The organism is Actinoplanes sp. NPDC048796 (assembly GCF_040650035.1).
GTDB lineage: Bacteria > Actinomycetota > Actinomycetes > Mycobacteriales > Micromonosporaceae > Actinoplanes.
The window spans coordinates 64489-78789 of record NZ_JBEZGO010000022.1; the positions used below are offsets into that span (position 1 = coordinate 64489).

Annotated in this window: 14 protein-coding genes; 7 read left to right on the top strand and 7 right to left on the bottom strand. The window is 70.1% G+C overall.

Annotated features, from left to right (window positions below):
* Positions 1-18: 18 nt before the first annotated feature.
* Positions 19-1002, top strand: coding sequence for a hypothetical protein (locus AB0C26_RS43245; RefSeq protein ID WP_360260243.1), 984 nt, complete (start codon positions 19-21; stop codon positions 1000-1002).
* A gap of 2 nt (positions 1003-1004) precedes the next feature.
* On the opposite strand, the gene AB0C26_RS43250 is transcribed toward AB0C26_RS43245, so the two are convergent.
* Positions 1005-1844, bottom strand: coding sequence for a response regulator (locus AB0C26_RS43250; RefSeq protein ID WP_360260246.1), 840 nt, complete (start codon positions 1842-1844; stop codon positions 1005-1007).
* Between the two features lie 91 nt (positions 1845-1935).
* Here AB0C26_RS43250 and AB0C26_RS43255 point away from each other — a divergent pair, with 91 nt between their 5' ends.
* Together AB0C26_RS43255 and AB0C26_RS43260 are read left to right on the top strand one after the other, a co-directional pair.
* A complete protein-coding gene (locus tag AB0C26_RS43255) occupies positions 1936-3576 on the top strand; it encodes a glycoside hydrolase family 43 protein (protein WP_360260249.1) in 1641 nt (546 codons plus the stop codon).
* A 47-nt stretch (positions 3577-3623) separates the two neighbouring features.
* The gene (locus AB0C26_RS43260; protein ID WP_360260252.1) at positions 3624-5873 is read left to right on the top strand and encodes an EAL domain-containing protein; all 2250 of its coding nucleotides are present in this window, start codon (positions 3624-3626) and stop codon (positions 5871-5873) included.
* 296 nt (positions 5874-6169) lie between these two features.
* Here the strand turns inward: AB0C26_RS43260 and AB0C26_RS43265 are convergent, their stop codons facing one another.
* Together AB0C26_RS43265 and AB0C26_RS43270 are read right to left on the bottom strand one after the other, a co-directional pair.
* A complete protein-coding gene (locus tag AB0C26_RS43265) occupies positions 6170-6304 on the bottom strand; it encodes a hypothetical protein (RefSeq protein WP_360260255.1) in 135 nt (44 codons plus the stop codon).
* A gap of 496 nt (positions 6305-6800) precedes the next feature.
* Entirely contained in the window at positions 6801-7415 is a 615-nt protein-coding gene (locus tag AB0C26_RS43270; protein ID WP_360260258.1) for a hypothetical protein, read from the bottom strand.
* 13 nt (positions 7416-7428) lie between these two features.
* On the opposite strand from AB0C26_RS43270, the gene AB0C26_RS43275 reads away from it, so the two are divergent.
* Together AB0C26_RS43275 and AB0C26_RS43280 are read left to right on the top strand one after the other, a co-directional pair.
* Positions 7429-8250 carry an NYN domain-containing protein gene (locus tag AB0C26_RS43275; protein WP_360260261.1) on the top strand — a complete coding sequence of 274 codons (822 nt, stop codon included), beginning with the start codon at positions 7429-7431 and terminating at the stop codon, positions 8248-8250.
* Entirely contained in the window at positions 8250-9137 is an 888-nt protein-coding gene (locus AB0C26_RS43280) for a fructosamine kinase family protein (protein ID WP_360260264.1), read from the top strand. Before AB0C26_RS43275 ends, AB0C26_RS43280 begins: the two co-directional genes overlap by 1 nt.
* Positions 9138-9143: 6 nt before the next feature.
* Here AB0C26_RS43280 and purU read toward each other — a convergent pair whose 3' ends face one another.
* The 3 genes from purU to AB0C26_RS43295 form a co-directional block, all read right to left on the bottom strand.
* Positions 9144-10058, bottom strand: coding sequence for a formyltetrahydrofolate deformylase (gene purU / locus AB0C26_RS43285; RefSeq protein ID WP_360260267.1), 915 nt, complete (start codon positions 10056-10058; stop codon positions 9144-9146).
* Positions 10059-10139: 81 nt separating this feature from the next.
* A complete protein-coding gene (locus tag AB0C26_RS43290) occupies positions 10140-10577 on the bottom strand; it encodes a hotdog domain-containing protein (protein WP_360260270.1) in 438 nt (145 codons plus the stop codon).
* Positions 10574-11200: a TetR/AcrR family transcriptional regulator gene (locus AB0C26_RS43295; protein WP_360260273.1), complete on the bottom strand. Its 627-nt coding sequence runs from the start codon at positions 11198-11200 to the stop codon at positions 10574-10576. Before AB0C26_RS43295 ends, AB0C26_RS43290 begins: the two co-directional genes overlap by 4 nt.
* Positions 11201-11262: 62 nt before the next feature.
* On the opposite strand from AB0C26_RS43295, the gene AB0C26_RS43300 reads away from it, so the two are divergent.
* Positions 11263-12009, top strand: coding sequence for a methyltransferase domain-containing protein (locus tag AB0C26_RS43300; protein ID WP_360260276.1), 747 nt, complete (start codon positions 11263-11265; stop codon positions 12007-12009).
* Positions 12010-12420: 411 nt separating this feature from the next.
* Positions 12421-13173 carry a class I SAM-dependent methyltransferase gene (locus AB0C26_RS43305; RefSeq protein WP_360260279.1) on the top strand — a complete coding sequence of 251 codons (753 nt, stop codon included), beginning with the start codon at positions 12421-12423 and terminating at the stop codon, positions 13171-13173.
* Here the strand turns inward: AB0C26_RS43305 and AB0C26_RS43310 are convergent.
* Positions 13141-14277 carry a glycosyl hydrolase 53 family protein gene (locus AB0C26_RS43310; protein WP_360260282.1) on the bottom strand — a complete coding sequence of 379 codons (1137 nt, stop codon included), beginning with the start codon at positions 14275-14277 and terminating at the stop codon, positions 13141-13143. The two genes, AB0C26_RS43305 and AB0C26_RS43310, sit on opposite strands and share 33 nt — an antisense overlap.
* Positions 14278-14301 lie beyond the last annotated feature (24 nt).

Here is a 14301-nt window from a genome sequence, read left to right on the forward strand (position 1 = left end):
GAAAAGCGTGAGGTGCTCATGTCCCGCCTGTCCCGGCCCGCGTTGCTCACGGCCGCCGTCTCCCTGTCCGCCGGCCTGGTTGCCGTCCCCGGTGCCGCGTACGCCGCCGACACGGCGACCCAGCTCTCCGCGGCCCAGATGGCCGCCGCGCTGAAGGCGGTGGCCACCACGTCGACCGCCGCGGCCGCCCCCGGCTGGCGGGCGACGATGGGCCTGTCCGGTCAGCTGGCCGGTTCCAGCCTGTTCGTCGTGGACCCGGCCGGTGGCGTGGCGTTCGAGCGGTTCATCTCCGGCGGTCACATGACGGCCGAGTACGCGGTGGGCGGCAAGGGCCTGTACGAGTACCTGGGCGACCCGGCGTCGCGGTCGGCCGTGAAGATGATGCGCCGCCCCGCTGTCAAGTTCGTGTTCACCGCGAACAAGGCGCTCAAGCTCGACGCGTACGTCAAGGAGGCCGCCGCGGCCCCGGGGACCGTCCTGACCGAGGACACCGACCACGCGGGTACCAAGACCGTGCACGACGACGCGTCCGCCGACTACCGGTTCACGGCCGACGGCTCGGCCGTGACCATTCACGTCAACCCGGCCGGGTTGCTGACCTCGGCCAAGGCAACCGGCGACGGCCTGGCCATCACGCTGGACTACAACTACGGCCCGCAGCATGTGACGGTGCCGGCGGCGCCGGTCACGATCGGCGCCGCCGCGCTGGAGCAGGGCGTCGCCTACCTGGACATGCCGGCCATCGTGAAGCAGGTCGCCCGCCAGGGCGCGGCGGACACCCGGAAGGCCGCCCACGGCCGCAAGGTGAAGGTCGCCTCGCTGCGCACGGTGGTTCGGCGCGACGTGACCGCCCTCAACAAGTCCCTGCGGGTGGCCATGGTCAAGACCAAGAACACGGCGACCGGTGTCCGCGTGTACGCCACCAACCCGTGGACGCGCAAGACGACCTCGTACACCCTCAAGGCGTCCGGCACGAAGGTCGTCACGACCAAGAACAGCTGACCCTAGGACTGGAGGATGGCCCGTGCCTCCGCGGTCCGCGCTCGGAGCTTCTCCACTGTTCCGGCGTCGAAGGCCGCGGCGGTACGGTCCATGACGTTGACGGCTCCGACGATGTGACCGGCGGCGTCTCGGAGCGGCACCCCGGCGTACGAACGCACCTTGGTCACGGTGGCCAGCGGTGTGCCGGCGTAGATCTGGTCGTCACCGAGCTCGTCGATCAGGATGTCGGCGCCCGCCTCCACCACGCGGGTGCACGGCGACCACTCGGCCGGCATGCCGCCGGCCTCCGCGATCCAGCCGCCCAGCCCGTACGATCCGCAGACGGCGACCGCGTCGACCAGCACCATGGTCACCGAGGCCATGGCGGCGCCGGCCTCGGCGGCCAGCTCCTCGGCGAGGTGGCCGAGGCTGGTGGCGGTGCGCTCGGTGTGCAGGTCCAGCAGCTCGGCGGCGGCCCGTACCCGTTCCAGGTTGTGCAGGGTCTCGGCCGGCTCGCGGCTGAGCAGGTCGTTGACGACCATGCGGAAGTGGGCGAGGGACACCGGTTTGGCCAGCACGACGTTGCAGTAGAGCAGCGCGGTGGGCGGCGCGGACGCGCTGACCATCAGCACGGGGAGCGAGGACGTGGCCGGGTCGGCGCGAAGCTGCTGAGCGACCTGCAACCCGGTCATCCCGGGCATGTAGTGATCCAGGACGCTCAGGTCCGGCCGCAGCTCGTCGATGAGCTCCAGCGCGGCCGGGCCGTCCGGCGCCGTCCGCACGGTGTGACCGGCGTTCGAGAGCACGGAGGCAAAAAGCGCCGCGACGTCCGGTTCGTCGTCGGCCACCAGAATCGTCGCCATCAGCTCAGCTAAGCATGGCGGCTCGCGCGTCGTGCCACAAAAGCGCGTCTTGGGCCTTTGCAAGTTGCGCCGGATTCCGTAACTTACGGGCATGAGTACGGCGACCAGGCGGGCCATCCGCAACCCGGTGCTGACCGGCTTCCATCCGGACCCGTCGATCCTGCGGGTGGGTTCCGACTACTTCATCGCCACATCGACCTTCGAGTGGATGCCCGGCGTGCGGATCCACCACTCGACGAACCTGGTCGACTGGCGGCCGATGGGCGGCGCCCTCAACGAGAAGCGCCTGCTCGACCTGACCGGCGCCGGCGACTCCAACGGTGTGTGGGCGCCCAGCCTCAGCTACCACGACGGCCTGTTCCACCTGCTCTACGCCGACGTGGCCACCTTCTCCGGCGGTTACTGGGACCCGCAGAACTACCTGGTGACCGGCCCGACCCCGACCGGGCCGTGGTCCGATCCGGTGCCTTTGCACGGCCGCGGCTTCGACGCCTCGCTGTTCCACGACGAGGACGGCACGACCTGGATGCTGTCGATGGTCGCCGACTGGCGCCCCGGCCGGAACCGCTTCGCCGGCATCTCGATCCAGCAGTACGACCTCCAGGCCCGCCGCCTCGTCGGGCCCGACCACACGATCTTCCAGGGCACCGGCGCCGCGCTGACCGAGGCGCCCAACCTCTACCGCAAGGACGGCTGGTACTACCTGGTCACCGCCGAGGGCGGCACCAGCTGGGAACATCAGGTCACGGTGGCCCGCTCCAGCCACCTGCTCGGCCCCTACCTGGCCGATCCCGCGGGGCCGCTGCTGACCTCGTACGGCAATCCGTCGCTCACCTTGCAGAAGGCCGGGCACGGCAGTCTCGTGCGCACGCCCGCCGGTCAGTGGTACCTGGCCCACCTCGTCGCCCGCCCCTACACGCCGCTCGGCCGGTGCGTGCTGGGCCGCGAGACCGCGATCCAGGAGGTCACCTGGACCGCCGACGGCTGGCCGCGGATCGCCGACGGCGTACCCTCCGACGTCGTGCCCGCCCCCGACGGCGTCCCGATCGCCGAGGTGCGCCCGGTCTCCTCCGAAGAATCCGAGGACGACGACTTCGACGAGCCCGCCCTGGGCGTCAACTGGTCGACGTTGCGCCGCCCGGCCGACCCGTCGTGGATCGACCTGAGCACCCGCCCGTCGTTCCTGCGCATCCGCGGCGGTCAATCGCCGATGGGCCGGCAGCGGCCGAGCCTGGTCGCCCGGCGGGTCGTCGCCGAAAGCTGCGCGTTCGAGGCCGTCATGGAGTTCACCCCCCGAAACTATCGGCAGCTGGCGGGCATCACCGCCTACTACAACACCCGCAACTGGTACTTCCTGCACGTCACCGCCGACGACGACGGCACGCCGGTGGTCGACCTCCTGGCCTGCGATTCCGGACGGGTGGCGGTGGTGCCCGGCGTCCGTTCGGCCCTGACGGCCGATCGGATCGGTCTCCGCTTGCGCTTCGACGGTCCCCGCTTGCGTTTCTCGTACGCCCGTACGCCCGGCCCGGCCGCCAGCTGGACCGAGGCCGGGCCGGCGCTGGACGCCACCACGCTCTCCGACGAGTACGCGGCCCAGGTCGTCGACGGCGAGCCCGCGGCCTGGGGTTTCACCGGCGCCTTCACCGGCCTGTGGGTGCAGGACCTGGGCGCCGAGGGCGCGTACGCCGACTTCGATCGCGCCGTCTACACCGCGAACCCGGCGCCGTAGGCCCCGAAATTCCTTGAGTTTCGCGCGAAAAGTCCGATGAAAGACTCGTGCGACGCGACCCTGTGCTCCTGGCGATGGCGGCCCTGACGCTGCTGGGTGGCGTGCTGTTCTTCGCCCTGCCCGACGGTGTGCTCCAGGTGTCCGCCTTCTGGGGCCTCCAGGTGCCGTTCGACGCTCTCCTGGCGGTCGGCGCCTGGCGGCTGCGCCAGATCTCGCCGCTCCGGTTCCGCCGCTTCTGGACGATGATCGCCTTCGCCGGCGCCTGCTTCACGGTCGGCGACTTCTCCCAGTTCGTCACGTTCTCGTCGGAATCGATGAACGGCGGCCTGGTCCAGACGGTGCTGTTCACACTCGGCATGAGCAGCAACGTCATCGCCTGCCTGATCTTCCCGCAGGGCCTCGACGGCCGCCGCGACAAGGTCATCTTCTGGCTGGACGCGACCACCGTGCTGGTCGGCGGCGCCGTCGCCGCCTGGTGCTACGCCTACAACTCGGGCGACAACCAGTTCAACGCCGGTCTCACCGCGGCCCTGGTCGTGGTGGCCGCGTTCTGCGCCACCAAGGTCGCGCTCATCCCCGAGCCGCCCATGGCCCGCGTCGCCGCCTGGCCGATGGTCGCCGCGGCCGGCCTCCAGGGCATCGCCACCTTCCTGCCCGGCGTCTTCCAGGACCCCAACAACCCCTGGGTTCTCGCCGTACGCCTGCTCCCGTCGGCCCTCATCGCGGCCGGCCCCCGCATCCAGGAGGTGCTGGTGCGCCGCGGCGGCTCCAGCCGCCGGATCCAGCGACGCCCGTACAGCCTGCTGCCGTACGGGATGATCGCGCTCACCTTCGTCATCTTCTTCGCGATGATGCCCGAGCACGCCTCCTCGCAGCTGTGGGGCGCCGCCATCGCCGTCGTCGTGATCACCTGCCTGGTCGCCGGCCGCCAGCTTGTCGCCTTCCACGACAACATGACGCTGATCCGCCGCCTCGGCGAACACGAGGTGCTGCTGCGCGAGCAGGCCTCCCTGGACGGCCTCACCAAGCTGGCCAACCGGATCTCGTTCAACGAGCGGATGGCCGCGGTCCTTCCGGACCGGGAGGCCTGCGTCCTGCTGATCGACCTGGACGACTTCAAGACGGTGAACGACACGATGGGCCACGCGGCCGGCGACGCCCTGCTGGTGGCGGTGGCCGAGCGCCTGCGCCGCTCGGTCCGCCGCGACGACCTGGTGGCGAGGCTCGGCGGCGACGAGTTCGCGGTGCTGCTGCCGGGCGCCGACGCCGGCATCGGCGGCGCCATCGCCGACGAGATCCAGCGCCTGCTCAACGAGCCGGTCGAGATCCAGTCCCACACCCTGTTCACCCGGGCCAGCGTCGGCGTCGCGGCCGCCGCCGCCGGATACGAGCCGTCCAGCCTGCTCAGCAACGCCGACATCGCCATGTACGAGGCCAAGGGCCGCGGCAAGAGCATGTGGGTGCGCTACACCGACGAGATGGGCGCCCGGATCAGCGCCGAGGCCGAACTCATCCGCGAGATGCGCGAGGCCCTGGACACGGCCCAGTTCGAACTGGTCTACCAGCCGATCGTCCGCCTGACCGACCTGAAGACCACCGGCGTCGAGGCGCTGCTGCGGTGGAACCACCCCGTACGGGGCCTGGTCTCGCCCGTCCAGTTCATCCCGGTGGCCGAACGCACCGGCCAGATCGTGGCGATCGGCCGCTGGGTCCTGTGGCAGGCGTGCCGCCAGGGCGTGGCGTGGCTGCGCGCCAACCCCGAGGTCTCCGGCATGTCGGTCGGCGTGAACGTGGCCGGCCGCCAGCTGAGGGAGCCGGGTTTCGTCGGCGAGGTGGCCCGCGCCCTGGGCGAGACCGGAATGCCCGCGAGCTGCCTGACCATCGAGGTCACGGAGACAGCGGTCCTGGACGATCAGGAGTCCCTAGACGCCCTGCTGGCCCTGCGAGCCTTGGGCGTGAAGCTGGCCCTGGACGACTTCGGCACGGCGGCGTCCTCCCTGGGCCTGCTCCTGACCACCCCGGTGACAACGCTGAAGCTGGACCGCTCGTTCGTGGAGTCCATCACCACGGTGGGCCGCCAGTCAGCCGTGGCCACAGCGGTGAGCCAGATGGCCGGCGCCCTGGAACTCTCCTCAGTGGCGGAGGGCATCGAAACCCCGGAACAACGCGACCTGCTCCTGGCCCTGGGCTACGAGTACGGCCAGGGCTACCTGTTCTCCCGCCCCGTACCCGCCGCCCAGATCGACGACATCATCGGCCGCCCCGCCTGGACCCCCGGCGCCACCATCACCACCTGACCCGCCGCGAAGGCAGATGGATCGATATCGATTTCAGGTCCTCATGGTGGAGGCGGTCCGCGATGGCCTGGGCCTGGCGGCCAGGATCGGAGTTGTCGATCGGAAAGGTCACGGCATAGCGACCAGGCATCGCGTAACGAAGACCATTCAGGTCGCGGGCGTAGTAGACGACCTCAACCGCGTCCGGGCGGTCTGCTGGAGCGCGTACCGCGTGACACTCGCGTATCCACGTGCCGCCGTCCGCGGTGATGCCGTCAGCCCACCCGGTCCCAGCAGGTATGCGGGAGTGAATCCGGCTACCGGTTTCCGCGAAAGCCGCCGGGGCCATATGCCGCGGCCACCACATCGATGCCGTCCACGAGAATTCGCATCCGATGGGTACCGAACTCGGCCGGAAACAGCAACGGTTCCAGCTGCAGAACGTTGACCATCGCGCCACCATTTGATGAAGTCGGGCCGGATCGATAGTGGGCGGGAGCTGTCCACGTCGGTGAAGCCGTACTCCTCGGCCAGCTCGGCTGCGACCAGACACCGGCCGGTGAACTCGGGGACTCCGAGTTCGACAGGTCGAAGAAGCCGGCCGCTCGTAGGACGCCTCGCCGGTCGAACGTCCGGTCACGTACACGACGGCGACGAGAATGGCCGGGAGTGCGACAAGAACGCGTGGTTGACTGTCGGGGTGCCGGTTCTGCGTACGGTCGAGTTCTGGCCCCAGACCGGCTTCGTGGACGCGCCCTGGGTCGAGGAGCCCGACGAGGACGCGTTCGTGCGCAGCGCTCGCGGGATCGGCGAGTTGTACAGCGAGGGACTCCGCCCGGCGCGGGTCCAGGCGCGGCCCGGGGCTGGGATCCGGTGGCGTTCGAGGCCGCCCGCGCCCACGCGGTGGCGCGGGACCTGCGGTTCCACTGGGACGGACCGGCCAAGATGTCACCCGGGCGCCGGTTCACGGCGCGGCCGGTCTTCACCATCACCGACGACGGTCTGGGCCGCGGCGTGGTCGAGGTCCGCCGGGTCGCCGACGGCGCGCTGGTCGCCCGCTCGGCCGAGATGGTCACCGCGGGCGCCGAAAGTGTTTTCCGCCGGGCCGCCGCCACCCTTCGCTGGCACGGCGGCACGACGGTGCGGATCAGGCCGGACGAGGTCCCGTACGACACCGTGGTCGTGCCCTTGCCCCAGCTGACCGTGATGGCCGAACGAGCCGCCCTGATCCACCGGATGATCCAGCTGGTCGACCGCCTGGCCGACCGCCTGCCGCCCCGACTCGTCACGGCCTTCAAGTCCGACCTCAGCGCGGGAAGAACCGGCGACACCATGTCGGCCCTGCGCTTCCAGCTCGCCGACCTGGGCGCCGCACTCACCGACGCGGAACGAACAGAATTCGAAGCCCTGGCCGCAACCCAGCGTCAGCTCACCAGAACAGCTGAACGCCCGATGCGTAAGGTACAGGCATTTCCAGGCCGGGCGGAAACTCCTCTCCTGGCAGGGCGCACCTCCGGGCGTGACGGCGCCGGGGTGATGGCATTCTGTGGGCGTGAGGCCCATGTGCTCCCTTTATGTGGACGTCGGTTATCTGCTCGGCGCCACAGCTGTCCGGGTGACCGGTACGTCGTTTCGCAACGGGATCCAGGTCGACTACGAGTCACTGATCGACGCGCTCGTTCAGCAGGCGGAGGCGCTGTCGGGGCTGCCGGTGCTGCGCGTGCACTGGTATGACTCGGCCGTCAATGGTGTGCCGGACAATCAGCAACAGCTCATCGGCGAACTGTCGAGCGTGAAGTTGCGGCTCGGCCGGTTCGGCCGGGAAGGTCAGCAGAAAGGCGTCGACCTGCGTATCGGCCTCGATCTGGTGACGCACGCGCGCAACGGGGCCGCCGATGTCTTCATTCTCGTCTCGGGGGACGATGACCTGACGGAGGCCGTCGAGGAGGCCCAGGTTCACGGCGTACAGGTCATCCTGCTCGCCGTTCCCGACGCTGACGACAAACCCCACGCCATCAGCCGGCATCTTGTTCGCGCCGCCGACGGGCTCAAAACCATATTTCCGGATGTGTTCGACCAGTTCGTGTCGAAGGTCGAGGTGCAAGGCGGGTGGCCGCGAGCGAAGACGACGCTCAACGGCTTCACCACGCCCGGATATGAGGACGCCGAGCAGATCGACTCGGTGGTCACCAACGTTCTGGCCACGTTTCGCAGGTCCGCCACCGCGGAGGCGCTGGCGGAACTGGTGGCCGGACGGCCGTCGATTCCCCGGGACATCGACAAAGCCCTGCTGACCGATTTATCCGATCGTCGTGGTGGGATCGATCTGGATGAAATGGTGCGGCACAAACTGCGGACCCGATTCTGGGAGAAGTACGACGAAGGCGAGCACCGCTGATGTTTCCGACTGCCCTTCTCGTCGACCGGCTGTCCCGGGCGGGAATTCGCGACGTCGTCGCCGTCGAACCGGTCAGTGGTGGGCTGGCCGCGCTGGCGGGGGTCGCCGTTCGTGCGGACGGGCCGCCGGTTTTCGTCAAGGCCTTCCCCGACGACGGAGAGGCCGATGGTGACGCCTTTGTCGCGGAGGCCGAAGGGCTGGCTGCGCTGCGGGAATTCGGCGGCCTGGCCACACCCGAGGTGATCGTGGCGAACCAGGAGGTTCTCGTTCTCGCGCTTCTGCGGCCGCGGCCGGATGGCGAGGACTTCTGGGAACGGTTCGCCCACGGGCTCGCCCGCCTGCACACCGGCACCGTGCATCCGCGCTTCGGGTGGCACCGGGACAACTGGCTGGGGCGCCGGCGGCAGGAGAATTCCTGGGCCGAGGATGGGTTCGCCTTCTTCGCTGAGCGCCGGCTGCTGCGCTGGCTCTCCGAGCCCCGGGTCGAGGCCGCGCTCGACGCCGCCGACCGGGTTGCTCTGGAACGGCTCTGTGCGCGGCTTCCCGAGTTGCTGCCGGAGCGGCCGGCCTGCCTCACCCACGGGGACCTGTGGGCGCAGAACGTCCTGGCCACCGCGGACGGGCAAGCCGCGCTGATCGACCCGGCCGTGTCGTACATGTGGGCCGAAGTCGATCTGGCCCATCTCTGGACCACCGTGCCGCCGCCGGAGTCGCGCCGGTTCTTCGACGTCTACGCCGAGCTGACCGGGCTCGACCGCGGGTGGCCGGAACGGATGCCGATCATTCAGCTGCGGCAGCACCTGGCCGTGCTGGCCCAGTTCGACGACGACTGGGGCGCCGCCACGACGATCCGGGCCACCGTGGCGCCGTTCCGGGCCGGGAGCTGACCGGGATCAGGCGAAGACGATGGTGTGGTTGTCGTGGCGGATCACCCGGTCCTCGCTGTGCCAGCGGACCGCCCGGGACAGGACCGCGCGTTCCACGTCGGCGCCGCGCCTCTGCAGGTCGGCGACCGTCTCGGCGTGGGTCACCCGGACGACGTCCTGCTCGATGATCGGGCCCTCGTCCAGGTCCTCGGTCACGTAGTGGGCCGTGGCGCCGATCAGCTTCACGCCGCGCTGCTTGGCCTTCGCGTACGGGCCGGCGCCGATGAAGGCCGGCAGGAACGAGTGGTGGATGTTGATGATCGGGACGGCCAGTTCCTTGATGAAGCGGCCCGACAGGATCTGCATGTAGCGGGCCAGCACCACGAAGTCGACGTTGCCGCGCAGCAGTTGCAGGTGTTGCGCCTCGGCGGCCGACTTGTCGGGGCCGGCGGGCGACGGCACGTGGAAGAACGGGATGCCGAACGACCGTACCTCGTCCGCGGTGTCGGTGTGGTTCGAGATGACCATCGAGACGCTGACCGGCAGCTCCCCGCGACGGTGACGCCACAACAGGTCCAGGAGGCAGTGGTCCTCCTTGGAGGCGAAGATCGCCACCCGCTTGGGCTTGGCCAGGTCGCGCAGCGTGAACTCGAGGTCGAAGCCGCGGTCCATCTCGGTGCGCAGGTCGTTCTCGATCTCCGGGAGCGCGGCCTTGAGCCCGTCCAGGCTGAACACCGTACGCTGGAAGAACGCCCCGCCGTGCGGGTTGTCGGAGTACTGGTCCAGCGACACGATGTTCGCCCCGTGCTTGCTGAGCACCGAACCCACAGCGGCCACGATGCCGGTGCGGTCGGCGCCGTGCACGATGAGGACGGCCTGGTCACGGGGGCCGTCGCCGCGCGGGTGGGGTGAGGCGAGGGGCGCGTGCTGGGTGAGCGTCACTGAGCAATCCTTCCGGTCTGATCGTGGCGAGGGTACTCAAAGATCGCCCGTCGCGGTCGGTTTGTGACCCACCCGGCCCGGTCAGTTCTTCAGCAGCGCGGCGGCCAGCTCACGGCCGTGGTCGGTCCAGGGCGCCGGGCGCATGGTCGCGGCGTCGAGGCGTACGTTGACCCGCCGCCCCTCGGCGAACACGGTCCGCCCGTCCTCGGAGGTCACCCGGAAGCCGTACTCGGCGCTGGTCGTGCCCATCCGGTCGAGCCAGAAACGGACGGCGATCTCGCCGGTTCCGGTGATCGGGCGGTGGAACGTGATGGCGTACTCCCGAACGACGTTGAAAGCGTCCGGCGTGGTCGGGCCGCCGCCGGTGAACGCGACGCCGCGCTCCTGCCACCAGATCACGATGGCCCGCTCGACCAGGACGGCGTACCGGGAATTGTGCAGTACGCCCATCGCGTCCAGGTCGTCGAAATGCACGGGAAGGCGCACGACGTCGCCGTACGTCTCAGTCAAGGTCGTCATGACAGCTCCGGAAGGATCGAGGGATCGGTGGCGAGGGCACGCAGGTGGCTGAGCAGGGCCAGCCGCGCGTGCCGGAAGGTGACGTCAGGGCCGAGCGCGGGCGCCTGCATGACGGCGCAGACCCCCAGCGACTCGACCACGAAGGGAACACCGGCTCCCGTACGGAGATCGCCGGCCGCGACCGCCTCGTCGGTGAGCCGGGTCAGGAAGGCCATCCAGTCGGCCAGCTCGGCGCCGAGCCGGTCGCGCAGGACGCCGGGCCGGGCGTTGAACTCGAAGTGGGCGTTGGCGAAGAAACAACCGCCGGGAAGCACCCGCGCCTCGTAGAAGGCAAGCCGCCGATCATGCAGAGCCCACAGCCGCCGTACGCCGTGGGGCGCGGCCAGGGCGGGCCGGATGACCTCGTCGGTCCACTGGGCCCGGGCGTGGTCGATGACGGCGAGCTGGAGCGCCTCCTTAGATCGCCAGTGCGCGAACAGCCCCGACTTGCTCACCCCGAGCGCGTCGGCGAGCTGGCTCAGCGACAGCCCGTCGAGCCCGTTCACGGTCGCGAGACGCAGGGCCTGATCCAGTACGGCGGTGCGCGTGCGCTCCCCGCGTACCAGCCTGCCGTCCACCGTCATGCGGTCGACACTACAAAGCGACCGACCGTTCGTAAATATTGTCCTCCGGCTTATCGTGTGGTGTGCCTCTCGATTACGACGCCGAACTACGCCGGCACACGGAGGCCCTGCGCCGCGTCTGGAACCTGGGCCCGCACGACCACGTCCTGGACATCGGCTGCGGCGCCGGCCAGACCACCCGCGAGGCCGCCGGGCTGGCCGCATCCGCGCTGGGCATCGACGTCTTACCCGACGCCATCGAGCGCGCCCGCGCCATCGATGAAGGAAAAGCTCGATTCACCTGCGGAGACGCCCAGACGTACGCCTTCCCGCCGCGCTCCTTCACGGTGGCGATCAGCCGCTTCGGCACGATGTTCTTCACCGACCCGGTGGCCGCCTTCACGAACATCGCCCGGGCCCTGCGCCCCGCCGGCCGCCTGGCCATGCTGGTCTGGCAGCCGGCCGACCGGAACGAATGGGACGTGACCATCCGCCGCGCGCTGGCCGTTCCGGCGGAACCGTCACCGTTCTCCCTGTCCGACCCGGAAACGGTGCGCGGGATTCTGGGGGCCGCGGGTTTCACCGGCGTCGCCTTCACGGACGTCCCCGAGCCGGTCTACTACGGTCCCGACGTGGAGGCCGCCCTCACCTGGGTCCGGGGCTTCACCTGCGCCCGGGGCGCCCTCGACGACCCGGAAGCCGTCGAGCGTCTGCGCTCCCTGTTCGCCGCCCACCAGACGTCCGACGGCATCTGGTTCGACGCGCGGGCGTGGCTGGTCACGGCGCGCGAAAGTAGTCCCGCAGCATCGCCGGTCTCGTGCGGCACATAGCCCGAGCGGCTCAGATCCACCGGCTCACCTTCTCGAGCGATCGTCTTGACGAGCCCGCGTTCGGCACCGGTCGAGTACCACGAGACCGCCCAGAAGCGTCAAGGCACCCGCGAAGGCTCCCCGCACACCGCGAGTGCCGCCATGCCCCAGCGCGGCCCCGGCCAGGCACAACCCGGCCACCACCGCTCCACCAGCAAGGTTCAGCTCGACACTCCGAAACAAGCTGGCACCGGCCAGACGAGCGCGCCATCGTGGCACAGGCCGGTACTCGGCGAATCGCCGCTCCACTTCACGCCTCCCGAATCCAGGCGAACTGCCCGCTCATATTCCCGCGGAACCGCCGGGGGTGGGAGAACCGGGCGGAGGTGAAATGCGAAGCGAGTGGCGGTGGGGTCTGGGTACCTTCCGTGGGTGGAGTTTGAAGGGCTTGTGGCTGAGGCCGCCGGGATGCCGTTGCGGGGGTGGGATTTCGAGTGGCTGAGGGGGCGGGTTTCGGGGTCCGATCCCAGCTGGTCATATGAGGCTCTGGCGGGGGACCTGGTGCGGGAGAGTTCCAGTCTGCTCGATGTGGACACCGGTGGGGGTGAACTGCTCTCCACGCTGGGGCCGCTGCCCGCCCGGACTGTGGCCACCGAAGGGTGGGAGCCGAACCTCGCGGTTGCCCGGGAACGGCTGGCGCCGCTCGGGGTGGATGTTCGGTTCGGGCGGGGAGACCAGCTGCCGGTCGCGGACGGGTCCGTGGATCTGCTGTTGAACCGGCACGGCCTTCTCGACGCGGGGGAGGTGGCGCGGGTTCTCGCGCCGGGGGGTGTGCTTCTCACGCAGCAGGTCGGCAGTGCGGACTGTGCTGAGATCAACGCTGCTTTGGGGGCGCCTCCGCCGTACGGCCGGTCGTGGAATGCCGGGGACGCGGTGGCGGGGCTTGCCGCTGTGGGGATGGCCGTCACCGACGTACGGGAAGAGTGGCCGCCTTTGACGTTTTTTGACATCGGGGCGCTGGTCTATCAGCTGCGCGCGGTGGCTTGGCAGGTTCCCGATTTCACGGTCGAGCGGTACGAGCGGGGCCTGCGGCGCATCGACCGGCATATTCGGGCGCACGGGGAGTTCCGCGTACGCGCGCACCGGTTTCTTTTATGCGGCAGGGCGGCGGTACGCGCGGATTGACGGCAGGGCGCGGCCGGTGAAGTCGAACTGGGTCAGGTTGTCGTTGGGGGCCTCGGCGCCCGGCTCCCAGCCGACGCCGGGGATCCATTCCGGCTCCCAGGCCAGGAAGCCCAGGCCGAGGGAACCGGGAACGGCCAGCAGGACCTGCCGTACGCGCTCGTAGAAGGCGGCCTGGCCGGCCGGTGTGGCCGGGAACTGGTCGAGGTCGGGCAGCGTGGCCGGGTCGGTGACGATGTTGCCGCGGCCGTCGCCGTCGGTCATCGTCCACGGGTAGGCGACCTCGGCCAGCAGGATCGGCTTGCCGTACCGGGTGGCCGAGTCGGCCAGGTTGGCCCGCAGGTCGGCGATCGAGCCGTGCCACATGGGGTAGTACGACTGGCCGAGAATGTCGTACGGGACGCCGTAGGCGGCGATGTTGTCGAAGAACCAGCGGGTGTCGCCCATCTTGCCGCCCCGGTCGATGTGCAGCATGACCCGGACGTGGTCGCCGGCCGCCTCGCGGGCGCCGGCGATGCCCGACTTGAGCAGGTCGGTGAAGGCCGGCCACTGCTGGGTTCCGTCCGGCGGGTAGAGCTGCCCGGCCGGCCACAGGATGCCGTTGGTGATCTCGTTGCCGATCTGGATGATGTCGGCCGGCGTGCCCTGCCGCGCGAAGTCGCGCAGCAGGTCGCGGGTGTAGCTGTGGATCTTCGTCAGCAGGGCGGGCAGGCCGGTGGGCCAGCTCGCGGGGATGGGCTGTTTGCCGGGGTCGGCCCAGAAGTCGCTGTAGTGCGGGTCCAGCACGATCTTCAGGCCGGCCTTCTTGGCGCGGCGGGCCAGGTGGAGCGCCCGGGCCCGGTCGCTGTAGCCGTCCGGCGGGTCGACCCAGACGCGCAGCCGCATGTGGGTGGCGCCCTCGCGGGCCAGGATCTGCTCGGCCGGCCGCACCCGCCCCCGCAGGTCGCGGTAGCGCACGCCCGCCTCTTCCAGTTGCGGCAGGAAGGACAGGTCGGCGCCGCGGACGCGCAGCGCTCGGGAACTCGCCGAGGCGACGCCCGGCGTGAGGGCGGCCAGCGCGGCCCCACCGGCCCCGGCCAGCAGGCTGCGGCGGCTGACGTGTGGCATCGAAGACCCCCAATGCTTGTGAGC